Source organism: Actinobacillus genomosp. 1 (genome assembly GCF_029774175.1).
Lineage (GTDB): Bacteria > Pseudomonadota > Gammaproteobacteria > Enterobacterales > Pasteurellaceae > Actinobacillus.
The window spans coordinates 2,252,034-2,274,011 of the sequence record NZ_CP103834.1 but is presented as its reverse complement, the minus strand read 5'-3'; the positions used below and the strand labels follow the sequence as shown (position 1 = coordinate 2,274,011).

Below are 21,978 nucleotides of genomic sequence, written 5' to 3'. Positions count from 1 at the left end.
GGTTAGGTTTGCAAGATTTTTTGTAAATTTAACCGCTTTTTTTAATAGTTTGAACCACGGAATACTCTGATGACTAAAAAACACGGATTACCGTAATATTACGTGTAATCCGTGTTTTCTGTAGTTGATTAAAACGTTTATATCGAATTAGAAACGAATTTCTATCGAAGCAGAATAGTTACGTCCCGGAGCAACAAAACGTTCCAAACCGCGTAACTCTTTATCAACCGTATTGGTTGTGCCTAAGCGGTTGATACCGCGTAATGCATCCCAAGTATGATATTTACGATTGAAAATATTATATAAGCCTGCACGTAAAGTTACATTTTTATGTACTTTCCAAAAACCGTACACATCAAATAATGTTGCCGAACCGTTTAAATATGGGAACGGCTTGGTAATTCGTTTGGTTCGAGAGTCGTCATAAGTCACAATGGTGGCATCTTTGGCGTGTTTTGCTCCTAAATAAGTCCAACGAGAGTGGATACCCCAAATATCACTCGGATCTTCATAGCTTAAGCCTAAAATCACTTTTACCGGTTGAACCGAAAGTAAGCTTGCTTCCGTGCCGTATAATTTACTTTTCGAATAACCTACGCTACCCAAGAATTTAAAGCCTTTCGGAATAGATGCGGTGACTTGATCTAAATGCACTTTACTCGTCACTTCCAAGCCGGAAATTCGAGCTTTATCCACATTAATAGCTTGGTTAAAAATAGTCGGATTAATGGAGTTATAGCCGTAATATTGGCAATGCGCATCACATTCCATTTGAGTTAAACCGTTAGTTTCTTGTTCGAACAAGAAATCTTTATAGCGAATGTGGTACAAATTCACATTTAAATGCCCGAGTCGGTTTTCGCCTCGAAGACTGATCGAATTATTTACACTGCGTTCCGCTTTTAAATACGGATTTGCCAACCAGTTACCCGAAGGGTGTTTATACGAAAAGAACATCTCCGAAGCGGACGGTACGCGATAGCCGGTTGAAACGTAATAACCTAGATTCCATACCGGTGTCACTTGCGCATTCAAGCCCAATGAGCCTGTTAAATTTTTAAATGTCGTTGCTTTACCACGGGTATCGCAGTTATAACATTTTGCATTCAACTCTTGTGGGGCAAGTTGTTCTTGGTCATAACGTAGTCCTGCCGTACCGTAGAACATTTCGTTCCACTGAATTTGATCTTGTGCGGCAATATAAAATGCACGAGTGCGAATAGGGTGTTGAATCGCATAAGTCGAAGTAGATGTTGAGTTAGAGAATAAATAAGTATCGGTATTTTCATTTTTAAAATCACGTTGTGATACTGCCGTACGTAACGTGACTTGGTGTGTGCCGTAATCTGTTTCAAACGGAATGGAATCTAAACGTAAACCGATACGATGAAATTCATTATTCATATTACGGTCGTAAATTTCATCTAGCGACTGTTTAATATGTAATTTTTGGACATCGCTGCCCCCTTTATAGTTAATCGCACGTACATCGGTTTTTTGATAGTCGTATTCGGTTTTTAAATAAGACAGATAACCACTGGTCGGAAAATACTCGTAAGCGACATTTACATTATGACGTTCGCCCTCATCATCAGTATCACGCCAAGAAGAGTCCAAATAGTTATAAGAGCGTTCATCGGTAAATGCTTTCGCAAGCTGATTACTGTAAGCAGCACTTACACGATGTTTTTCGTTAAATAAGTAGCCGAATTTCACCAAGTTACTGTGGTTACGATGAAATGACGGATCCGGTGCACCGCTGGTGTTATTCCAAGCCACTCTACCGTTACCTAAACTTTTTTGCTCATGACCGTAACGGGTGGAATATAAATAGACCGCATCCAACTTCTCATCTTTATAGGCAGCACCGGCAGTGTGTACCCACTCACTATTTTTGCTGGCGTAACTATTTTTTAATAACACGCCGAATTTATTACCGGGTAACACAATATCCGCCGCATCTAAAGTACGATAATTCACGCCACCGCCAAGCGAACCGCTACCGGTGGTAAATGAATCCGAGCCGCGCACAATATCAATCCCAGTTACTAATTCAGGATCAATCGTCAAACGCGAGGTATTAAAGTTACCGTAACGCGCGTATAGCGAGTTTTCTTCCGAATCCGGCAAGTTTACCCCGTCAATACTAATCCCTACGCGATTACCCTCCACCCCGCGCATCGCAAAACCTTTCAAATGGCGACCGCTATCGGCAATCCCTACGTCAGTGGTATAGCGCACTAAATCTTTGGTATCGGCGATTAGTTCTTCTTGAATAGCTCGGCGATTTTTCTTAATTTCACCGATTTTTTTCGATTGTTCCTGTTCAGCGGTAACCGTAACTTCTCCTAACTCGGCTATTATATCTTCCGCATTCGCTTGCATAACGACACCAAATACCGCAAACAATGCCGTCATTGAGATTCTTTGATAGTGTTTCATCGGATTCCTTTAAACGTTTATCATTTAATAAGCTGACTTTTATTTTCATTATTAGTCATTCATTACAATTATAAACATAAATCCTCGATCACTCCATATAAATGAGAATTATTTTCTTTATTATTTAGTAGAAATTTCCATGCTAATTCAGACAAATATCTATGATAGATGATAGACTGTGCTTAATTTTCTTATTAAGGGATATTTCACTATGCCAATGCTTACCCTCGCTCAACAAGCTAAAGACGCCAGTGTCAAACTTGCTCAATTCGGAAACGTTCAAAAAAACCAAGCACTTCTTACTATTGCGGAACAATTGGAACAACGCTCGGCTGAAATCCTTGCCGCTAATGCCAAAGATATTGAATTTGCAAAAAATCAGGGAATTTCGACCGCTATCATTGATCGTTTGTTATTAAATGAAAGCCGTTTGCAAGGCATTGCTAATGATGTGCGTAACGTGGCGAAGCTCGCCGACCCGGTTGGGCAAGTGATTGACGGCAGTGTATTAAATTCAGGACTGAAAATTGAACGTCAGCGTGTACCACTCGGAGTGATTCTCACCATTTATGAAGCACGTCCGAACGTGACGATTGATGTCGCTTCGCTGTGTTTGAAAACCGGTAATGCGGTGATTTTGCGTGGCGGCAAAGAAACTAAATTTACCAATGCAGTGTTAGTAGAAGTGGTGCAACAAGCGTTAGAAACCGCCGGTTTACCGAAACTGGCGGTTCAAGCAGTCACCGATCCGGATCGTGCCTTATTACTAGAATTATTAAAACTCGATCGTTACATTGATATGGTAATCCCTCGTGGCGGTGCCGGTTTGCATCAGTTCTGTAAAGAGAACTCTACTATTCCAGTAATTGTCGGCGGTATCGGTGTTTGTCATATGTTTGTCGAAAAAAGTGCCGACCAACAAAAAGCGTTAGAATTGATTGCGAATGCCAAAACACAACGTCCAAGCACGTGTAACACGCTTGAAACATTATTAGTTGAAAAAGCGATAGCAGTCGAATTTTTGCCGAAACTTGCAAATTATATGAAAACGTTAGGCGTAACATTACATACCGATGATTTGCCAAAAACCGAGGGAATCGAACCGCTTGATGACGTGAGAATGCGCCAAGAATGGCTTTCGTTAGATTTAAATGTGGTGGTGGTCGAGAACTTAGCCAAAGCGGTGGAACATATTCGTGAATACGGCTCGCAACATTCGGAAGCAATTCTGACTTCTGATTACCAACTGGCGCGCCAATTTGTCGCCCAAGTCGATGCGGCGGCGGTCTATATCAACGCAAGTACTCGTTTTACCGACGGCGGTGAATTCGGTTTAGGGGCGGAAGTTGCAGTGAGCACCCAAAAACTGCACGCACGAGGCCCAATGGGCTTAGAAGCTCTTACCACCTACAAATGGGTCTGTGAAGGGGATTATTTGGTTAGAAAATAAGTCAATGAAGGAAAATAATGTCTTTGTCACAACCGCTTTTTCTTAAACTGCTTCTGAAACGCTGGAAAATTCACAATATTCCGGTTTCTGCAGGTTATTTAACTTACAGCACAACATTAGCGATTGTGCCGTTGGTTATGGTGGTATTTTCTATTTTTACCGCTTTTCCTATCTTTCAGGAAGCAACCGAGCAACTGAAAACGCTGATTTACGATAACTTTGCCCCAAATGCCGGCGATATGGTGGAAGAATATATTGATCTGTTTGTAGCAAACTCAAAAAAAATGGGGATTGTCAGTACTATCGGTTTGGTCGTGGTCGCTCTAATGCTGATTCAAAGCATTGATGAAACGCTTAATAAAATGTGGCGTAACCACCGCAAGCGGTCAATTTTTATCTCTTTTTTGCTGTATGCCGTCATTTTATTTATTGCGCCTTTACTTGCAGGCGGTAGTATTGCGATTAGTTCGTATATCTTTTCAATGGCAATTTTTAATGAAAACGGTTTGCTATCCTTTAGCCAGCAGCTATTACAATACACACCGTTTTTGTTGATTTGGTTATTATTCACCACCGTTTATTGGCTAGTACCGAATACTAAAGTGAATATTCTACATGCTATGCTCGGTGCGATTGTTGCCGCAATATTTTTTACCTTAGGTAAACAAGCTTTCGTTTGGTACATTAGTACCTTTCCGTCTTATCAAGCGATTTACGGCGCATTAGCAGTATTACCGATTATGCTGTTATGGATTCATTTGAGCTGGCAAGTGGTACTGTTCGGCGGACTAATTACCTCTACTCTAAATGTATATAATGAAATGAAAAAAGGAAAACTCAATTTATGATCGGCTTAATCCAACGTGTAAAACGGGCAAAAGTGGAAGTGGAAGGCCAAACGGTCGGTGAAATCACACAGGGTTTATTGGTATTACTCGGTGTAGAACAGGGTGACGACCAAGCCAAAGCGGATAAATTGCTGGAAAAAGTACTTAACTATCGAGTGTTTTCCGACGAGCAAGGCAAAATGAACTTAAACGTACAACAAGCCGGCGGAAGTTTATTAGTGGTATCACAATTTACTTTAGCCGCCGATACCAACAAAGGTTTACGCCCAAGTTTTTCGCGCGGTGCAGCCCCTCAAGAGGCGAATGCGTTATACGAATACTTCCATCAACAAGCCGCTCGGAAAATCCATACTCAAACCGGACAATTTGCGGCGGATATGCAAGTCAGCTTACAAAATGATGGGCCGGTCACTTTTTGGTTACAGGTTTAAAACGAAAAAAAGGTGCAATATTAATTGCACCTTTTTACTTAATAGAAAAATTGTTGTCCTCGGCTGCCGTCACATTGATAAATCGCCAGTTTATTACCTTGTTTACCAATATCTAAACATTTACCGCTCATTGCGCTACGAATTTGTTGCCCGTCTCTAAACCATTGCTGATTTTCACCGCCATGACAACGATAAGTAATCACTTTTGCACCGTCGTCTTGGTACTCGCCACCAACATCTAAACACTGCCCATTCACCTTAATCTGCGAATTCACGAATTTAAAACGCTGATTCGCTTTACCGTGGCAGCGATAAGCGATTACGCCACGATAATTCGAACCGCTTTGATCCAAGCATTGACCGGATGCGGTTCTAATTAATCCTTGATGCGTTGAACGAGGATAATCATGTTGATTTGGAATAATAATGACATTCGGCTGATGAGTAGGATAGCTATTCGCATCAGTATTAGGCGGAACAACATAAACACAAGCCGGCAATGCCAGCATTAGTGGGAATAGGGTTCTTTTCATCACATCTCCTTTATTATTTTAACTTTTTTAAAGTGATAAGAATGACGTAACGGCTAAAAGTTCCCAAAGGTTAAAATGAAAATGCCCCAACTGAATCGTTGAGGCATTTAACTTGCGAAAAGTCACTAAAATCAGACCGCTTACGCCGCTTTCATCAAGTTTGACTTCGTTGTCAATTTTAATAGGAAATAACCGATTATCGCCGAAACGAAAGTACCCATTAAAATACCTAAACGAGCCAATGCAAGCACATCTTCACTCGCATCTCCCTCACCAAATGCAAGCCCTGCAATAAACATTGACATGGTAAATCCGATGCCGCAAAGCACTGCAATCGCAAAAATTTGTTTAAAGTTAATACCTTCCGGTAATTTCGCTATACCTAATAATACGGATACATAGCTAAATAAGAAAACGCCGACCGGCTTACCGATAATTAAACCTAATGCTACGCCTAACGGTAACGGAGAAGCTAACTTATCCAAGCTCATACCTTCCAGCGATACGCCGGCATTTGAGAACGCGAACAACGGTAAAATCGCAAACGAACACCACGGCGCAAGCGCGTGTTCCAAATGATGCAACGGTGCTTCGCCGTTTTTACCGCGTAACGGAATACAGAAACCGATAATTACGCCCGCTAATGTTGCGTGCACTCCGGATTTTAAAACCGAAGCCCAAAGAATCGTACCGATGATGGCATAGTTGATTAAACCGGTTACTTTATAACGATTCATTGCCACCAAAACAATAATTGCGAGACTTGCAATCGTTAAGGCTTGCATACTCATTTCATGCGAGAAGAATAATGCAATCACGATAATCGCACCTAAGTCATCAATAATGGCTAATGCTAATAAGAACACTTTAAGTGCCGGTGGAACTTGTTTACTGAGTAAAGCGACAATCCCTAATGCAAAGGCAATATCGGTTGCCATCGGGATCGCCCAACCTTGCTGATATTCGGGACTGTTTTGGTTAATAAACCAATAAACCAATGCAGGCACGATCATTCCGCCTAACGCAGCGACGGCAGGAAAAACCGCCTTTTGGTAGCTTGAAAGCGAGCCTTCAAACAGCTCTCTTTTTACTTCCATACCGACTAAGATAAAAAAGACTGCCATAAAACCGTCATTGACCCACATTAATAACGGTTTATCAATACTAAAAGCCCCGAATTTAATCGCTACTTCCGTTTGTAGAAAACTAAAATACAACTGATTCAAATCAGTATTGGCAAAAATCATCGCAAGTAGTGCCGATACCAACAGTAAAATCCCACTCGCCGCTTCTAATTTCAGAAATTTCTGAATTTGTTTTAACATGCAAAAAAATCTCCTCTATAAGTACGACCGAAAAACATTCAATCGTATAGCCAATAAACTTAATCTCGACCTTAACATTTTTTTAACCAAATACAAAAGCAAAATCCGCTATAATTTAACGGTTTTTAGACCGGTTCACCGTCTGTTTGTTTCTTTTATAACCATTTGGGAGTAATTATGTCAAATGAATGGCTTTATTGGGCGTTAATTTCAGCTTTATTCGCTGCATTTACCGCTATCTTTGCTAAGGTCGGATTACAAGGGATTGATTCTGATTTTGCGACCTTTATACGTACTATCGTTATTATTATCGCGCTTATCGCTTTTCTTACTTATAGCAACAAATGGCAATCGCTCGGTTCGCTTACCGGCAAAAACTGGACGTTTTTAATTCTTTCGGGAATTGCGACCGGTGTTTCATGGTTAGCTTATTTTAAAGCATTACAAATGGGAAACGCTTCGCAAGTCGCACCGATTGATAAATTTAGTATCGTATTGGTTACGCTGTTTGCGGTTATCTTTTTAGGCGAAAGACCTAGCGGGCAAGATTGGATTGGGATTGCACTGGTTGCGGCAGGTGTTTTAACCCTTGCGATAAAGCGGTAGAATACCAACGATTTTTTGCAAAATTCCGATTAAATTACACCGCTTACAACATACTATTTATGTCAGACTTATTTCCGATTATCGAAGTGGTATTCGCTCATCATAATGAGCCGATACCGCTTCCTTTTTTGCCGCCGAAAGCACTTTCCGAACGCCAATTGCAACGTTGGAAAAGCCGTCGCTGCGCTCAATTTTTATTGGAAAAATTGTTTGAAAAATATCAACTGCCGATGAATCTATTAGATGATATTCAACGTACCCAAAGCGGCAGACCTTTCGTTCGGCATGAGAACATTGATTTCAATATCAGCCATTCCGGCGAATGGGTGGCGGTCATCTTTTGTTACCATAAAAGTAAATTGCAAGTGGGGATTGATATTGAGCATCCGCAAAAAGTAAGGCGTTATGCAGATCTGTTACGCCACTACGCCCATACGGAAGAAATTGAAGGGCTACTTAAGCAAAATCATACGCCGTTTACCGACTTAGCCGATCGGTTTTATTTGAGCTGGTGCTTACATGAAGCGGTGCTGAAATCGCAAGGTGTGGGGATTGTGAAATTGTCCGAAGTACAACATTTTCCACAGCAACGCATTATCCGCTCGGCACACTGTCCGAGCGGCACATTACATTTTTATCATCAGCTGCCGTTTTACTTATGCTATTTCTATCAAAATTTATCCGACTCGCTTGCCATTCTCAGCGAATGGAAAGACGGGAAATTGCAAAAAATTTCAGATTTTCAACCGCTTGTTTATCAAGTTAATCCAAGGAATCCAAATGCCTAAACTCACATTAGAAGAAAAACATTCCCGTTTTGGAAAATTTATTTCCGAATTTTTTCAATGGACACTCAACCTCTCGCTATTAGTAGCGGGATTATTACTATCCTACTCACTCTTTTCAGAAGCCTACTCACTGTACGAATTACTCGCAAATCATAGCGAAAAATTTCAGATCGTTGAGAAAATTGTGATTTTTTTCCTCTATTTTGAATTTTTGGCACTTATCGTACAGTATTTCAAATATAATTATCACTTTCCGTTGCGTTACTTCCTGTATATCGGGATTACCGCTATGGTACGGCTAATCATTGTCGATCACTCAAATGCAATGCACACATTATTATTCGCATTATCTATTTTAGTGATGATCATTGCCCTCTATCTTGTACATTCAGACCGCTTACGTAAGAGCTAAGGAAATAATATGGCTAAACTTCGTCAATTTTCACAACAAGATCTTCATTTGCTGAAAGAAGAAACCGTTTATAAAGGGCATTTTGAATTAAAAAAAATGTACTTTCGCCATAAGCTATTTTCCGGTGAAATGAGCGGTGAAATAGTACGTGAATTACTTATCAAAGGTGCCGCGGCGGCATTAATCGCTTATGATCCCGTACGTGATAGCGTTATCTTGGTCGAACAAGTCCGCATCGGCGCTTATGATCCGAAATCGGACGCCTCGCCTTGGTTGCTGGAATTGGTTGCCGGTATGGTGGATAAAGGTAATGAAGATCCGGCCGAAGTCGCTATTCGAGAAGCGCAAGAGGAAGCGGGATTAATCGTTAATCAGGTCGAGCATGCGTTAAGTATTTGGGACAGCCCGGGCGGACAATTGGAACGCTTACATTTATTCCTCGGTTTAATCGATAGTTCTACCGTTCAATCCGGCGCGACCCACGGTTTAGAAGAGGAAGGCGAAGATATTTTGGTACACGTCGTCAGTCGTGAACAAGCCTACCAGTGGGTTTGCGAAGGAAAAATCGATAATGTGATTGCGGTCGTCGGTTTACAATGGCTACAACTTAACTATCAAAAATATAAAATGTAAGCCTAGCTTACCGATAAAGACAAAGTCATTTGCCCTCGTAAAGAGGGCAAATTTTTTTGATGAATCCGACAAAAAAACGTAAATTTCTGTGAAAAATGAGGCATAACGCTCATTTTTAACGTTAAGTAGCTGATAAACTTATAAATAAAGTAGTAAAGTGCTCAACTAAACGGAATACAAAGTCGCTAAACAAACAAGGAGGAAGCAATGAGCAGCTTTTATTCGCTAGGAAAAAAAGAACCGGTCGTTCGATTACTGCAGATCACCGATCCGCATCTTTTTACCTCAGAAAATGAAAAATTACTCGGCGTAAATACAACCGACAGTTTTCAAGCCGTACTCAATCAAATTCAAAAAAGCGAATTTGAGTATGACTTAGTTTTAGCAACCGGCGATCTGATTCAAGATCACAATCCGGAAGCTTATCATCGTTTTGCCAAAATGGTACAGCCGTTAGCAAAGCCGATCTTCTGGTTGGAGGGGAATCATGATCTGCAACCGCATATGGGATTATATTTGGCAAAGTATCCGCATATATCTCCCGCCAAACATATTCTAGCCGGAGAAAAATGGCAAATTATTCTGCTTAACAGCCAAATAGCCGGAGCGGCGAGCGGTCATCTGTCATTCGGACAATTATCTTGGCTGGGTAAAAAACTTGCCGAATACCCGGAACGCTATTCCTTGGTCGTACTGCATCATAATATTTTATCAACCCGTTCCGCATGGCTTGATCAGCACTGTCTGAATAACAGTGAGCAGCTGGCCGAAGTTTTGCAACATTATCCTAATGTCAAAGCGATTTTACACGGGCATATTCATCAAGAAGTGGATGATATGTGGAAGGATTACCGAATCTTCGCTACCCCTTCAACCTGTATTCAATTCAAACCGAATTGCGATGACTTTACTTTAGATTTACTCCCGCAAGGTTGGCGAGAATTGAATTTATTCGATGACGGGCATATCGAAACACAAGTGAAGCGGTTAAATTCCAACGAATTTTTACCGGACTTTAAATCGAAAGGTTACTGATTCTAACCTGATAAATGAAAATGGCTAGGTAAAAACCTAGCACATTTTAAAACGTAATGAATAAATTTTTAAAGTGTGTCCGAGAACACTTAAATATAGACTGGCAGGTACTAAGATAGTTCATAAGAATAATTTTCCTTATCATTTGATTTATTTTGCCGATTTATTGTCATAAGTTATTTTGTTTCGACGCAAACGTTTAACTTTCGAATATCAATTTTTATAAAACAATTTTCTTTCGAATCGAAAATTTTTGCAAATTCTTATATTTGTCTATTTAAAATTTCCTCAAATTCTTGTATCTTTCTCTTTTCGCAAATTCCTGTGAAAATCAACCCGCTTGAAGGAAGTCCCACAATGTCTGTAAAAAGAGTATTTGATTTAATCAAAGATAACGATATCAAATTCGTAATGTTAAAATTTACCGATATCAAAGGTAAAGAACACGGTGTTTCACTCCCGGTAAGTTTAATCGGTGACGATTTAGAAGACTTATTTGAAGAAGGTAAAATGTTCGACGGTTCGTCTGTTGAAGGTTGGAAAGCAATCAATAAAGCCGATATGCTTTTAATGCCAATCGCCGAAACCGCTATTGTTGATCCCTTCGCTCGAATCCCTACTCTTACTCTCCGCTGTAGTATCTACGATCCAAACACAATGCAATCTTACGACCGCGACCCGCGCTCAATTGCTATTCGTGCGGAAAACTATCTGAAATCAACCGGTATCGCCGACAGCGTAATGTTTGGTCCGGAACCGGAATTCTTCTTATTTGATGATGTACGCTATAACGTTGGTATGAACAATGTGTCGTACAAAATTGATGATATTGAAGCGGCTTGGAATACAAATCGTAAATACGAAGACGGTAATACAGGCTATCGTCCGCTCAAAAAAGGCGGCTATTGTGCGGTTGCACCTATTGATTCGGCACATGACATTCGTTCGGAAATGTGTTTAATTTTAGAAGAAATGGGCTTAGTGGTTGAAGCGCATCACCACGAAGTGGCGACAGCAGGTCAAAATGAAATTGCGACTAAATTTAACAGCTTAACGTTAAAAGCGGACGAAACACAGATCTATAAATATGTCGTGCAAAACGTTGCGTTAGAACACGGTAAAACAGCTTGCTTTATGCCGAAACCGTTTGCAGGCGATAACGGCTCGGGTATGCACTGTAATATGTCATTAAGCAAAGACGGCAAAAACGTATTTATGGGCGATAAATATGCCGGCTTATCTGAAACGGCACTTTATTATATCGGCGGTATCATTAAACACGCTAAAGCATTAAATGCGTTTACCAACCCAAGTACTAACTCGTACAAACGTTTAGTACCGGGCTTTGAAGCACCGGTATTATTAGCTTATTCGGCAAGTAACCGTTCGGCATCAATCCGTATCCCAGCGGTAACCAGCCCGAAAGCGACTCGTGTCGAAGCTCGCTTCCCGGATCCGTTAGCAAACCCATACCTCTGCTTTGCAGCGTTATTAATGGCAGGTTTAGACGGGGTAATTAATAAAATTCACCCGGGTGATGCAATGGATAAAAACCTTTACGACCTACCGCCGGAAGAACTTAAAGAAATTCCTGCAGTAGCCACTTCATTGGAAGAAGCGTTAGATTCACTTGCTTCAGACTACGAATTCTTAACCCAAGGCGGGGTATTCACGAAAGAATTTGTAGAGGCTTATATCAATATTCGCCGTAAAGAAGTTGAGCGTTTAAATATGACGCCACACCCAGTAGAATTTGAAATGTACTACGCATAATTGCAAAAAGATCAAAAAAGGCGACCGTTTGGTCGCCTTTTATTTTTCCGATTATTTTTCTTTATGCTTTTCTGCATGATGACCGCAACAAGGCGGAACCGGATCTTCCCCGCCCTCATTCCAAGGATGGCAACGTGCAATACGTTTAGCCGCCAGCCAACCGCCTTTTATTGCTCCGTGTAATTTAATCGCTTCAACCGCATAAGTTGAACAAGTCGGATAAAAACGACAACGCGGTCCGATTAACGGACTAATGCAATAACGGTAAAAATAGATGAGCAATAATAGTAAACGAGCCCCAATCGAAGGCGTTACTTTTACGCTTGCGGCTTTTTCGCCAAACGGATGTGACGAGCCCATAGCTTCTCCAACATCGCAAAAAGAGTGACATTATCAAGCTTACCGATACCGCCTTTCGCCACAAATACGAAATCCGCACTTGGAAGTTCATGCTGCTTTAAACGAAAACTTTCACGCACAATACGTTTAATACGATTACGATCATGAGCACGTTTTAAATGTTTTTTAGCAACGGTTAAACCAAGACGAGGAATATCGAGATTATTATGACGAGCGAGAATAGTAAGTTCGGGGGTGCTAGCTCGAAGCGGTTGCTCGAACACAGCTTTAAATTGAGTGGGAGCTAACAAACGTAGCTCCCGAGAAAAAGTTAGCTTTTTCACTAAAGTGATAAGGCTTTTACTTTAACTGCAAATTATGCAGATAAAGATTTACGACCTTTAGCACGACGACGTGCTAAAACTTGACGACCGTTTTTAGTAGCCATACGAGCACGGAAACCGTGAGTACGAGCACGTTTTAATACAGAAGGTTGAAATGTACGTTTCATTGCTATCTACCTAAATATTTAAATATGTTGGCTGGAATTAAATCTTTGCCAAACGAGGACTATAAAAAAGAGTTGCGATTTTACCGATAAATGAAACGAAAATCAAGGACGAAAGCAAAATACCGCACGATTATTTGCAAAGTTATACTGAAAACAGACCGCTTAATATAGATTATTACCTATCTCTGTAATTAACACAAAAATTCTATTTGTCTTCAAACCTAAATTAACGCAAAATTCATTTATTCCGATCCATATTTAATGAGTCTTATTTATGAATAAAAACAAAATCGGTGTACTGCTTGCTAATCTCGGTACACCGGATGAACCGACGGCACCTGCGGTAAAACGCTATCTAAAACAATTTCTCAGCGATCCGCGCGTGATCGACTTACCTAAATTCAAATGGCAATTTATCTTAAACTATATGATCCTACCGAAAAGATCCCCGAAAGTCGCAAAACTTTATAGCGAGATCTGGACGGATCAAGGTTCGCCGTTATTATCTATCTCTCGTCAGCAACAACAAGCGTTACAAAGCTATTTTGATCAACAAAATCAAAATATCTTAGTGGAGCTTGGAATGAGCTATGGCAATCCGAGTATTGAAAGTGCTACAGACCGCTTAATTAAAGCCGGTGTAAGCAAAATCATTGTGCTACCGCTTTATCCGCAATACAGCAGCACGACAACCGCATCGGTATTGGACGCTTTCGCACGCGGTTTAACTCAACAGCGTAAAATTGTGCCGTTTGATTTTATTCATAGCTATCACAACGATCCACTTTATATCCAAGCGTTAGCGAATACGATTCAATTAGCCGAAGATGAAAAATTATTGTTCTCTTTCCACGGTATTCCGAAGCGTTACCAAACCGAGGGCGATTTTTATCCGGAACATTGCCAACAAACCGCACAATTAGTCGCAAATAAATTATCGCTTACTGACGAGCAATGGATGGTGACTTATCAATCTCGTTTCGGCGATGAAGAGTGGCTACAACCTTATACCGATGAAACATTAGAAAAATTACCGAGCCAAGGGGTGAAAAAAATTGCGGTAATTTGTGCCGGCTTTTCAGCGGATTGCTTGGAAACGTTGGAAGAAATTGCCGAGGAAAATAAAGAAAACTTCCTTAATGCAGGCGGACAGGCTTATCGCTACATTCCGGCACTCAATGCGAATGCCGATCACATCACTGCCTTAGCTAAGCTGATCGAAGCTAAGATCTAAAAATAAGCGGTCTAATTTTTTGATTTTTTTACCTTTTTAAAGCGTAAAAATACTCGAAAATATGACCGCTTACTTTTTCCTCAATGACATCTCGTTTTTGTGAAATCAATCACAGTAATCTTTTATTACCTATACTATATTTTCTCTGCCTATCATAACTAGATTAAGGAGATAGTATGAGTAATGAAGTAAGTACGAAGAAATTGATCGTTGGGACAATTTCATTGCTATGCGCCGTTATTTTCTTTGGCGGTTTTGCCAAAGATTTATGGGGCGGGATCTTTGATTACAGTAAACTGACCGGACAATTCCCTGAATGGTTAAAAACATCGGGCGGAACAAGTGCCAAAGGCGGTTTTATTTTCGCTTTAACCTTAGTGCCCAGCGTAATGTTAGCTCTTGGTTTTGTTGCAATTTTTGAACATTTCGGTGCATTGTTAGCCGCATCCAAATGGCTAAGTCCGATTTTAAAACCGCTGATGGGTATTCCCGGTGTTTGTTCCATTTCTTTAATTGCCAGTACGCAAAGTACCGATGCCGGCAGTTCTACCACTCGCCTCTTACGTAATGAAAACCAAATCAGCCATAAAGAGCTACTGATTTTTGCAGCTTTCCAATTTAGTGCCGGTGCGTTCTTAACCAATTTCCTCTCGTCTTTCGCTCCGCTTCTATTAATTACCGATAAAGCCGGTAGTGTCGCACCGCTTTCCATTGCAATGTGCTTAGGCATTATTTTCCTGTTTAAAATATTCGGGGCGAATCTAATGCGTCTGTATGTAAAAAAATTCGTTAAAGATGATGAGGTGGGTGTATGAGTAATACCAACGACAACAAATTAGTCACCGACGTATTTATCGAAGGGGCAAGAAAAGGATGGAATATTGCGATAACCAGTACCATTCCGAACGTATTAATGGCATTTGTCATTATTTATGTACTCAACGCATCGGGATTATTAAAACTGCTTGGTGAATATATCGGATTTATTATGGCTCCGCTCGGATTACCCGGTGAATCAATTGCGGTATTTTTAGCAGCATTCCTCAGTTGGGGTGGTGCTGCCGGTGTGTTAGTCGCCTTAGTACAAGAAGGTACGTTAAATGCACAACATATCGCAATCTTATTACCGGGTATGGCGTTGGTCGGATCAACCGTTCAATATATGGGACGTGTTTTAGGCGTATTAGGTGTTCCCGGTAAACACTATCTCGTTTTATTCGGTATCTGCATTATCAATGCTTATCTTGCTATGTTAGTAATGCGCTTTATCGTCTAATCAGGAGTAAATATGCAAAGCAGTCAATTAAATGATTTTCTTCATGAGTTAAAAACGATTACGGATATTGAAAGCCCCGCATCTCATATTAGCGGTGTAAATCAAGTTGCCGACTGGTTTATTCAAAAAGCCGAAAAACTTGGACTTTCCCATAAAAAAATCCCAATGAATAGCGATAAAGTTGCCGATTGTTTACTTATTAGCAATCATCCCGATGCGGAACAATTCGATATTTTGTTTATCGCTCATATGGATACGGTTTTTCCGGTCGGCACAGCAAACGATGTGCCGTTTACCAATGACGGAGAAAGAATTAACGCACTAGGCGTTATCGATGATAAATCCGGCGCATTGCTGAGTTTTTACGTTTTACAAGAGCTTGATTTAACTAAATATAACATTGCGGTTTACCTAAATTCGCATGAAGAAATCGGTTCTCTCTATGCCAAAGACAGTATTCGTGAATATGCGAGTAAAGCCAAATATTGTTTTGTGATGGAACCAGCACGAGAAGACGGTTCAATGGTGGCGACCAGAAAAGGGGTTATTACTTATAAAATTGATTTCCATGGCGTTGCCGCACACGCCGGTAACAATCCGGAAAGAGGTCGTTCCGCATTAGTTGAAGCGGCTAATTTTATTGTAGAATTTTCAAAATTAAACGACTTTGAAGTCGGCCATACCTTTAACTGCGTCATCAATAACGGCGGCAGTGCGCATAATGTGATTGCGGATTTTGCCTCCTTAACCATTGAAATGCGTTATCGGTTACTGTCTTCCGTCGAATATTTCGAACAACATTTAAAACGAGTACTGGACAATCCTTTTGTTGCCGGAGTAACCGCAACTAAAATATTAGTGAACAGCGAAGCCCCTATGATTGATGAAGTAAACTTGCCGAAAGTGAAACAGATCTTTGACGAAGTAGGTAAACAGCTGCAACATCCAATCAAATGGGTCGATGCCGGCGGTTTAAGTGACGGCAATATCGCCGCATCATCCGGTTGCTTAACCATTGACGGGTTAGGACCGACCGGTGGTAATATGCATGCGAAAACCGAATATTTAGAGGTCAATTCAATTGTGCCTAAATATAATCTAGTGGTTGCTGCAATTAAACATTTATTTAATCATCATTAGTTCATAAAAAAATCAGCCTACAAATTCCTATTTTTGTAGGCTGATACTTTTCTTATTGCTTCTTACTCTTGCAATAACAATCATTCAGATGGTCATCGACTAATCCCATTGATTGCATAAAAGCGTAACAAGTGGTTTCGCCGACAAACACAAAACCTTTCTTTTTTAATGCCTTTGACATTGCGGCTGAAACTTGTGTTTTTGCCGGAACGGAGGATAAATCAGGCACATCGTTAATTTGTGGTTTACCGCCGACAAACGCCCAAATAAATCGGCTGAAATCTTCTCCATTGGCTTGCATAGCAAGATACGCCTTAGCATTTTTCACAATCGCTTCCAATTTGGCTCGATGACGAATCAAGCCGGCATTTTGCATTAGTCGGTCAATATCTGATGCCGTCATTTTTGCGATACGTTCCGGATCAAACTGGTAAAATGCCTGGCGATAAGCCTCTCTTTTTTCAAAACCGTAATCCAAGAAAGCCCCGCTTGCTGCCCTTCTAAACAAATTTTTTCAAATAATTTGCGACTATCAAATTCCGGCTTTCCCCATTCTTGATCGTGATAATTGATATAAATCTCACTATCTCCCGTCCAACCACAACGTTGTAGCATAGCCATATTCTCCAAAAATTGATGAAAAAAGACCGCTTGTTGTACAAGCGGTCATATTTAACTAAAAAATTACCATTATTTTCTCGGTAAATAACGAGTCGGATCAACCGATTTACCTTTGTAACGAATTTCGAAGTGAAGTTTATTACCGTTGGTACCGGTGCTACCCATACGCGCAATCGTATCGCCCGCACTAACGGTATCTTGTTCATCTACTTTGATACTGTCATTGTGCGCATAAGCACTGAGGAAGTCATCGTTGTGTTTAATAATAATCAAGTTACCGTAACCTTCCAATGCGTTACCGGCATAGACGACTTTACCTGCCGCCGCCGCTTTTACGTCTTGACCTTTATTACCGGCAATATCAATACCTTTATTTCCGCCTTCTGCCGCAGAGAAACCGGATACGACACGACCTGCCGTCGGCCATTGCCATTTAAAGTTTGACGCCGGCGCACTCACGTTATTCGTACTAGAATAATTAGGCGAAGTTGCCGTTGTTGCACGCACTGCAGGGGCGGTTGCCGCCGTAGCAGCCGTTGCTACCACACCACCGGATGCGGCTGTAGTCGCAGTACCGACCGAAGCACGAACACCGTTATTGGCAACCGGCACGGAAGCCGAACCGGCACCCGCTTTTACCGGTCCGGTAATATTGCCGTCCGAAGCGTAAGTCGTACCGTTCGCGCCTTGTTGATATGTTACTTGCGGTTCAACCGGTACGGTAACTTTTTCTTCTACCGTCACCGTTTCGGTTGCGGATTTACCTGTTTTAAGTTTCTGACCGACGGTGAGTTGATAGGGTTCGCTCATATTATTCAATGAGGCAATTTCTTTCACGTCTTTACCGATAATATAAGCGATCAAGAACATCGTATCGCCTTTACGTACGGTATAAGTCGAACCGTCATAAAAACCTTTTTGGATTTGGCTATATACCGGTGCATTATTCGCATCACGAGGAATTTCAAAATTCTGATTTACTTTTTTCTCAACCGTTTTGGTTTTCTTGACAATTTTAGTCGCCGTTTGCGGCTGAGCCGGTTGTTCGGTAATGACCGGATTATTCATAACCGGCTGAGGAACTGTAGAAGTTGCAATAGGTGCGGATCCCATTGTAGTCGGCATAGATGCCGGCTGAATATCCGATTGCCAACCGTAAGTTGTCGGTGCAGTACCAGCCACCGGTTGCATTACGCCCGGCGTTAATTCCGTGCTATCCGTCGCACTGATTACAGGCGCAGGCTGATTGGAACTACAAGCGGTTAAAATTACTGCGGCTAACGGCAGTAAAAAGAATGATTTCTTCATCTGTTCAATTTATCCTTTCATATTCTAAAACTGTTACTTAGTCATTGAAGCGGGCATCGGTGCGGACTGAACGTCCGATGACCAACTGTAGCTTCCTGTTGATGCGCCTGATCCGGAAATAGGTTGCATAATTCCCGGTGACAATTCCGTATCGTCTTTCGGTGCGCTTTCGCTTGCCCCGCAAGCGGTAAGAGTGACAATAAACGGCAATAACAAAAATGCCTTTTTCATATTACTTTCCTTTAAAATCTAAAAACGAATAAAACGACAGCTGCAAAATACAACTGTCGTTGATACTGAAATAAACGTAAAATTATCTTACACGCAATACTTGACCGACATGTAATTTACTATCAACGCTTAAATTATTTAACGCAGCAATTTGTGCCGGCGTTTGACCGGTAAGATAAGAAATTAAATACATTGTATCGCTTTTCCCAACCGTATAACTACTATCTGTATAACAACCTTTGGTAATTTCCGCATAAACCGGCGCACCTAACGCATCTCTCACCACATTACAATTTCCGACAACATCCGCCGCACGACTTACGTTACTATTATTTGGAACAGTTTGTGTCGGCGTTTGTGCTACGGCTACCGGCTGCGGCACGTTATTTACAGGTTGCGTATTATTATAAGCGACCGAATTGTTTCTATAAGACGGAGTAGTTTGTCCAATCGTCTGTGATGGAGCCGCTGACATTGATGCCGGCATTTCTACCGATTGAATCGAATCCGTTGATTGCCATGTCGGTAATGCGGTTGTTGATGAAATACCGTTTGAATTTACATCCGCAACTTCCGCCCCTTCGGATGAAGAAGACGAACAGCCTGATAATGCCAAAGAAACTGAAACCGCTAAGGGGAATAAAAGAAATGATTTCTTCATTGTAATATCCTTTATTTAAATAATTGATAAGCGATATAAGCCAATACTGCAACAATAATCGTTCCCCAACCGATTAATTCGATCGAACGACGAATTTTTTCCGCATATTTTTCACCGCCCCAAGCCGAGAGCTTCGCTACCAGAGCAAAACGGGCGAAGCGAGAAATCGCCGCAGTAATTACGAACGGGAAAAATGCCATTTGCATTACGCCTGCACAGATTGTAAACACTTTATAAGGAATTGGCGAGAAGCCGGCTAAAAAAACCACCGCTACCCCCCAAGTTTCGAACCAAGCTTTCGCTTTATCGAAGTTGGCTTGCATTCCCCAATCGGCGATCAATCCCTGCACCCATTCGAACGCATATAAACCGATAAAATAACCGATAATACCACCAAGTACCGAAGCAATCGTAGTATAAATCGCATAACGCATCGCATTTTGCGGCTTACTCATCGACATCGGAATCAACATCACATCCGGTGGAATCGGAAAGAAAATCGCTTCGATAAAACTTACGAAACTGAGCCAAAAACCGGCAAAGCGATGTTTCGACCATTCCATGGTTTTATCATAAATCGGACCAAATAATTTCATTAAAAAATATCCTTTAACGCTTGAATAGAATAATGCGCCGTCATATCCGCCTGAATCGGAGTAACGGATACGTAATCATGTGCTAACGCATAAAAATCGGTACCTTCACTCGCATCAACCGGCACGCCGTTCGCACCCAGCCAATAAATTGTTGCGCCGCGAGGATCTTCTCGTTTCACAATTTCCGCCGCCGGCGAACGATGCCCAAGACGAGTAACCATTACGCCTTTTACTTGTTCGTAAGGTAAATCCGGTACATTAATATTTAAAATTTGACGTGCGGGTAAAATCCTTTGTTGGACTTTCGGTAATAAATCCAATACGACTTTAGCTGCTGTTTCAAAATGATTATTACCGAATAAATGTCCTTCGGATTTTCTGCCCACTAGCGAAATCGCTAAACTCGGGTAAGGTAAATGGCGACCTTCAAGCGCAGCGGCGACCGTTCCCGAATAAACCACATCATCGCCTAAATTCGCACCGTGGTTAATCCCCGAAATAACTAAATCGAACGATTGTTCAAAAAAGCCGTTAAGTGCTAAATGTACACAATCCGCAGGCGTACCGGCAATCACCGCATAATTAAACTCATCAATTTGATGCACTCGAATCGGTTCCATCAGCGTTAAACAACTTGACGCCGCACTACGGTTGCGATCAGGTGCAATCACCGTAACCGAATGTCCCGCAGCACGTAATGTTTCGGCAAGTATTCGAATCCCTTGCGCATGATAACCGTCGTCATTGCTAATTAAAATATTCATTATTGTTCTTCCGTTAATTGGATTAATTCGCGTACCAAGGCGGTTGCATAGCTGCCCGACTCTAAAAAGAATTTTAGACGCAAGCCTTCGCTTTCGAATTGCCATGAAAAATCTTGCGGTTTACACAACATCGCTCGGCGTGCATTTGTCATTCGCTCTTTGTTCATCAATGCGACTAAAGTCGAATGTCGCTCAATAATCGCTTTTTCCTGTTCACAAGCGGTTAATTCTAAGGACTTTTCGCCAATTAGCGGTGCGGTCAATAACACATCGCCGGATACTAAACGTTGCTGCGTTTCAGCAACTTCACTTTCGTTTACGATAAAGAAGCTGTTTGAACCGGCTAACTGTACATAATCACCGACCAGTACCGTTTGAGTTAAATGATCGGCAATACGTTGTGAAACCACTAAATTAAACACTTCGCTACGCGCCGCCGATAAATAGAAGCTACGTTTTTTACGATCTTTAACGGTGATTTCACCGTTTGCCCAACGAAGTGCTTGAGTTAAATTGTGTCCGTCACGTCCGAAACGTTGTTCGGTAAAATAATTCGGAAATCCGACCGCTTGTAAACGGCTTAAACGCTGTGTAATCTCTTCCGATTCGCTTACATCACGTAATAGCAATTCAAAATGATTGCCGACAAGGCTTCCGACACGAATCTTACGATTATGACGAGTAACCTCTAAAACTTCGACACCTTCACATTCAAATTGAGAAAAATCGGGCGTTTCTTTACCGGCTAAATGTAAACAGAACCATTGCTCTGTTACCGCATGGCGATCTTTAAGACCTGCATAGCTCATATTTCGTTCAGATATACCGGCAAATTTTGCTAACCGCTCACCGACAAACAAGGTATTCGCATTGGTTTTGCGGATTTTCACCGCCACAAATTCACCTTCGCCGCTCAGTGAATAGCCCAATTCTTCACGTACGATAAAATCTGAGAATTCCGCCTTTAATCTGCCCGCTTGTTGCGGTTTCCCCAAAAGATAATTTAGCTGCATTTAATGTC

25 protein-coding genes and 1 pseudogene are annotated in these 21,978 nt (G+C 41.3%); 13 read left to right on the top strand and 13 right to left on the bottom strand.

Annotated elements, in window-relative coordinates; all coding sequences use genetic code 11:
- Positions 1-147: 147 nt before the first annotated feature.
- Positions 148-2,442 (bottom strand): TonB-dependent hemoglobin/transferrin/lactoferrin family receptor, encoded by a 2,295-nt coding sequence (locus tag NYR63_RS10780; RefSeq protein WP_279457505.1) that lies wholly within the window; start codon positions 2,440-2,442, stop codon positions 148-150.
- 211 nt (positions 2,443-2,653) lie between these two features.
- Here NYR63_RS10780 and proA point away from each other — a divergent pair, with 211 nt between their 5' ends.
- From proA to dtd, 3 genes are read left to right on the top strand one after another with little or no spacing between them, the layout of a single operon-like run.
- The gene (gene proA / locus NYR63_RS10775) at positions 2,654-3,892 is read left to right on the top strand and encodes a glutamate-5-semialdehyde dehydrogenase (protein ID WP_279457504.1); all 1,239 of its coding nucleotides are present in this window, start codon (positions 2,654-2,656) and stop codon (positions 3,890-3,892) included.
- 17 nt (positions 3,893-3,909) lie between these two features.
- Entirely contained in the window at positions 3,910-4,740 is an 831-nt protein-coding gene (locus NYR63_RS10770) for a virulence factor BrkB family protein (protein WP_279457503.1), read from the top strand.
- On the top strand, positions 4,737-5,171 hold the full coding sequence (gene dtd, locus NYR63_RS10765; RefSeq protein ID WP_279457502.1) for a D-aminoacyl-tRNA deacylase: 435 nt from the start codon (positions 4,737-4,739) through the stop codon (positions 5,169-5,171). The genes NYR63_RS10770 and dtd overlap by 4 nt, the downstream gene beginning before the upstream one ends.
- 38 nt (positions 5,172-5,209) lie before the next feature.
- On the opposite strand, the gene NYR63_RS10760 is transcribed toward dtd, so the two are convergent.
- A complete protein-coding gene (locus NYR63_RS10760) occupies positions 5,210-5,704 on the bottom strand; it encodes a ricin-type beta-trefoil lectin domain protein (protein WP_279457501.1) in 495 nt (164 codons plus the stop codon).
- Between the two features lie 140 nt (positions 5,705-5,844).
- Complete coding sequence (gene nhaA / locus NYR63_RS10755) at positions 5,845-7,029, bottom strand: Na+/H+ antiporter NhaA (protein ID WP_279457500.1); 1,185 nt, start codon at positions 7,027-7,029, stop codon at positions 5,845-5,847.
- A 177-nt stretch (positions 7,030-7,206) separates the two neighbouring features.
- On the opposite strand from nhaA, the gene NYR63_RS10750 reads away from it, so the two are divergent.
- The 6 genes from NYR63_RS10750 to glnA all read left to right on the top strand — a co-directional run bounded on the left by NYR63_RS10750 (position 7,207) and on the right by glnA (position 12,276).
- Positions 7,207-7,635: an EamA family transporter gene (locus tag NYR63_RS10750; RefSeq protein WP_279457499.1), complete on the top strand. Its 429-nt coding sequence runs from the start codon at positions 7,207-7,209 to the stop codon at positions 7,633-7,635.
- Between the two features lie 59 nt (positions 7,636-7,694).
- Complete coding sequence (locus NYR63_RS10745; protein ID WP_279457498.1) at positions 7,695-8,423, top strand: 4'-phosphopantetheinyl transferase family protein; 729 nt, start codon at positions 7,695-7,697, stop codon at positions 8,421-8,423.
- A complete protein-coding gene (psiE, locus tag NYR63_RS10740) occupies positions 8,416-8,835 on the top strand; it encodes a phosphate-starvation-inducible protein PsiE (protein WP_005609403.1) in 420 nt (139 codons plus the stop codon). Before NYR63_RS10745 ends, psiE begins: the two co-directional genes overlap by 8 nt.
- 9 nt (positions 8,836-8,844) lie before the next feature.
- Entirely contained in the window at positions 8,845-9,468 is a 624-nt protein-coding gene (gene nudF / locus NYR63_RS10735) for an ADP-ribose diphosphatase (protein ID WP_279457497.1), read from the top strand.
- Positions 9,469-9,675: 207 nt separating this feature from the next.
- Positions 9,676-10,503 (top strand): 3',5'-cyclic-AMP phosphodiesterase, encoded by an 828-nt coding sequence (gene cpdA / locus NYR63_RS10730; protein WP_279457496.1) that lies wholly within the window; start codon positions 9,676-9,678, stop codon positions 10,501-10,503.
- Positions 10,504-10,860: 357 nt separating this feature from the next.
- Positions 10,861-12,276: a type I glutamate--ammonia ligase gene (gene glnA, locus NYR63_RS10725; RefSeq protein ID WP_279457495.1), complete on the top strand. Its 1,416-nt coding sequence runs from the start codon at positions 10,861-10,863 to the stop codon at positions 12,274-12,276.
- 51 nt (positions 12,277-12,327) lie between these two features.
- On the opposite strand, the gene yidD is transcribed toward glnA, so the two are convergent.
- The 3 genes from yidD to rpmH are packed head-to-tail and all read right to left on the bottom strand — an operon-like array spanning position 12,328 to position 13,126.
- Positions 12,328-12,636: a membrane protein insertion efficiency factor YidD gene (yidD, locus tag NYR63_RS10720; RefSeq protein WP_279457494.1), complete on the bottom strand. Its 309-nt coding sequence runs from the start codon at positions 12,634-12,636 to the stop codon at positions 12,328-12,330.
- The gene (gene rnpA / locus NYR63_RS10715; protein ID WP_279457493.1) at positions 12,594-12,959 is read right to left on the bottom strand and encodes a ribonuclease P protein component; all 366 of its coding nucleotides are present in this window, start codon (positions 12,957-12,959) and stop codon (positions 12,594-12,596) included. Before rnpA ends, yidD begins: the two co-directional genes overlap by 43 nt.
- Positions 12,960-12,991: 32 nt before the next feature.
- The gene (rpmH, locus tag NYR63_RS10710) at positions 12,992-13,126 is read right to left on the bottom strand and encodes a 50S ribosomal protein L34 (RefSeq protein WP_005599701.1); all 135 of its coding nucleotides are present in this window, start codon (positions 13,124-13,126) and stop codon (positions 12,992-12,994) included.
- A gap of 274 nt (positions 13,127-13,400) precedes the next feature.
- On the opposite strand from rpmH, the gene hemH reads away from it, so the two are divergent.
- From hemH to NYR63_RS10690, 4 genes are all read left to right on the top strand, one after another.
- The gene (gene hemH / locus NYR63_RS10705; protein WP_279457492.1) at positions 13,401-14,360 is read left to right on the top strand and encodes a ferrochelatase; all 960 of its coding nucleotides are present in this window, start codon (positions 13,401-13,403) and stop codon (positions 14,358-14,360) included.
- A 176-nt stretch (positions 14,361-14,536) separates the two neighbouring features.
- A complete protein-coding gene (locus tag NYR63_RS10700; RefSeq protein WP_279457491.1) occupies positions 14,537-15,175 on the top strand; it encodes a nucleoside recognition domain-containing protein in 639 nt (212 codons plus the stop codon).
- Positions 15,172-15,636 (top strand): YjiG family protein, encoded by a 465-nt coding sequence (locus tag NYR63_RS10695; protein WP_279457490.1) that lies wholly within the window; start codon positions 15,172-15,174, stop codon positions 15,634-15,636. The genes NYR63_RS10700 and NYR63_RS10695 overlap by 4 nt, the downstream gene beginning before the upstream one ends.
- A gap of 12 nt (positions 15,637-15,648) precedes the next feature.
- Positions 15,649-16,776 carry a M20/M25/M40 family metallo-hydrolase gene (locus tag NYR63_RS10690; RefSeq protein WP_279457488.1) on the top strand — a complete coding sequence of 376 codons (1,128 nt, stop codon included), beginning with the start codon at positions 15,649-15,651 and terminating at the stop codon, positions 16,774-16,776.
- A gap of 52 nt (positions 16,777-16,828) precedes the next feature.
- Here NYR63_RS10690 and NYR63_RS10685 read toward each other — a convergent pair.
- From NYR63_RS10685 to truD, 7 genes and pseudogenes are all read right to left on the bottom strand, one after another.
- A pseudogene (locus NYR63_RS10685) lies at positions 16,829-17,391 on the bottom strand (DNA-3-methyladenine glycosylase I).
- A gap of 75 nt (positions 17,392-17,466) precedes the next feature.
- Complete coding sequence (locus NYR63_RS10680; protein ID WP_279457487.1) at positions 17,467-18,705, bottom strand: peptidoglycan DD-metalloendopeptidase family protein; 1,239 nt, start codon at positions 18,703-18,705, stop codon at positions 17,467-17,469.
- A 33-nt stretch (positions 18,706-18,738) separates the two neighbouring features.
- Positions 18,739-18,936 carry a hypothetical protein gene (locus tag NYR63_RS10675; RefSeq protein WP_279457486.1) on the bottom strand — a complete coding sequence of 66 codons (198 nt, stop codon included), beginning with the start codon at positions 18,934-18,936 and terminating at the stop codon, positions 18,739-18,741.
- An 82-nt stretch (positions 18,937-19,018) separates the two neighbouring features.
- Positions 19,019-19,597, bottom strand: coding sequence for a LysM peptidoglycan-binding domain-containing protein (locus tag NYR63_RS10670; protein WP_279457485.1), 579 nt, complete (start codon positions 19,595-19,597; stop codon positions 19,019-19,021).
- 11 nt (positions 19,598-19,608) lie between these two features.
- Positions 19,609-20,193, bottom strand: a complete 585-nt coding sequence (locus NYR63_RS10665; RefSeq protein ID WP_279457484.1) for a YqaA family protein — start codon at positions 20,191-20,193, stop codon at positions 19,609-19,611.
- Entirely contained in the window at positions 20,193-20,957 is a 765-nt protein-coding gene (surE, locus tag NYR63_RS10660) for a 5'/3'-nucleotidase SurE (RefSeq protein ID WP_279457483.1), read from the bottom strand. Before surE ends, NYR63_RS10665 begins: the two co-directional genes overlap by 1 nt.
- Entirely contained in the window at positions 20,957-21,970 is a 1,014-nt protein-coding gene (truD, locus tag NYR63_RS10655) for a tRNA pseudouridine(13) synthase TruD (protein WP_279457482.1), read from the bottom strand. The genes surE and truD overlap by 1 nt, the downstream gene beginning before the upstream one ends.
- Positions 21,971-21,978: the final 8 nt, after the last annotated feature.

Coding starts and splice junctions, on each gene's coding strand:
- NYR63_RS10780 (WP_279457505.1), bottom strand. CDS start 2,442: ATGAAACACTATCAAAGAATCTCAATGACGGCATTGTTTGCGGTATTT.
- proA (WP_279457504.1), top strand. CDS start 2,654: ATGCCAATGCTTACCCTCGCTCAACAAGCTAAAGACGCCAGTGTCAAA.
- NYR63_RS10770 (WP_279457503.1), top strand. CDS start 3,910: ATGTCTTTGTCACAACCGCTTTTTCTTAAACTGCTTCTGAAACGCTGG.
- dtd (WP_279457502.1), top strand. CDS start 4,737: ATGATCGGCTTAATCCAACGTGTAAAACGGGCAAAAGTGGAAGTGGAA.
- NYR63_RS10760 (WP_279457501.1), bottom strand. CDS start 5,704: ATGAAAAGAACCCTATTCCCACTAATGCTGGCATTGCCGGCTTGTGTT.
- nhaA (WP_279457500.1), bottom strand. CDS start 7,029: ATGTTAAAACAAATTCAGAAATTTCTGAAATTAGAAGCGGCGAGTGGG.
- NYR63_RS10750 (WP_279457499.1), top strand. CDS start 7,207: ATGTCAAATGAATGGCTTTATTGGGCGTTAATTTCAGCTTTATTCGCT.
- NYR63_RS10745 (WP_279457498.1), top strand. CDS start 7,695: ATGTCAGACTTATTTCCGATTATCGAAGTGGTATTCGCTCATCATAAT.
- psiE (WP_005609403.1), top strand. CDS start 8,416: ATGCCTAAACTCACATTAGAAGAAAAACATTCCCGTTTTGGAAAATTT.
- nudF (WP_279457497.1), top strand. CDS start 8,845: ATGGCTAAACTTCGTCAATTTTCACAACAAGATCTTCATTTGCTGAAA.
- cpdA (WP_279457496.1), top strand. CDS start 9,676: ATGAGCAGCTTTTATTCGCTAGGAAAAAAAGAACCGGTCGTTCGATTA.
- glnA (WP_279457495.1), top strand. CDS start 10,861: ATGTCTGTAAAAAGAGTATTTGATTTAATCAAAGATAACGATATCAAA.
- yidD (WP_279457494.1), bottom strand. CDS start 12,636: ATGGGCTCGTCACATCCGTTTGGCGAAAAAGCCGCAAGCGTAAAAGTA.
- rpmH (WP_005599701.1), bottom strand. CDS start 13,126: ATGAAACGTACATTTCAACCTTCTGTATTAAAACGTGCTCGTACTCAC.
- hemH (WP_279457492.1), top strand. CDS start 13,401: ATGAATAAAAACAAAATCGGTGTACTGCTTGCTAATCTCGGTACACCG.
- NYR63_RS10700 (WP_279457491.1), top strand. CDS start 14,537: ATGAGTAATGAAGTAAGTACGAAGAAATTGATCGTTGGGACAATTTCA.
- NYR63_RS10695 (WP_279457490.1), top strand. CDS start 15,172: ATGAGTAATACCAACGACAACAAATTAGTCACCGACGTATTTATCGAA.
- NYR63_RS10690 (WP_279457488.1), top strand. CDS start 15,649: ATGCAAAGCAGTCAATTAAATGATTTTCTTCATGAGTTAAAAACGATT.
- NYR63_RS10680 (WP_279457487.1), bottom strand. CDS start 18,705: ATGAAGAAATCATTCTTTTTACTGCCGTTAGCCGCAGTAATTTTAACC.
- NYR63_RS10675 (WP_279457486.1), bottom strand. CDS start 18,936: ATGAAAAAGGCATTTTTGTTATTGCCGTTTATTGTCACTCTTACCGCT.
- NYR63_RS10670 (WP_279457485.1), bottom strand. CDS start 19,597: ATGAAGAAATCATTTCTTTTATTCCCCTTAGCGGTTTCAGTTTCTTTG.
- NYR63_RS10665 (WP_279457484.1), bottom strand. CDS start 20,193: ATGAAATTATTTGGTCCGATTTATGATAAAACCATGGAATGGTCGAAA.
- surE (WP_279457483.1), bottom strand. CDS start 20,957: ATGAATATTTTAATTAGCAATGACGACGGTTATCATGCGCAAGGGATT.
- truD (WP_279457482.1), bottom strand. CDS start 21,970: ATGCAGCTAAATTATCTTTTGGGGAAACCGCAACAAGCGGGCAGATTA.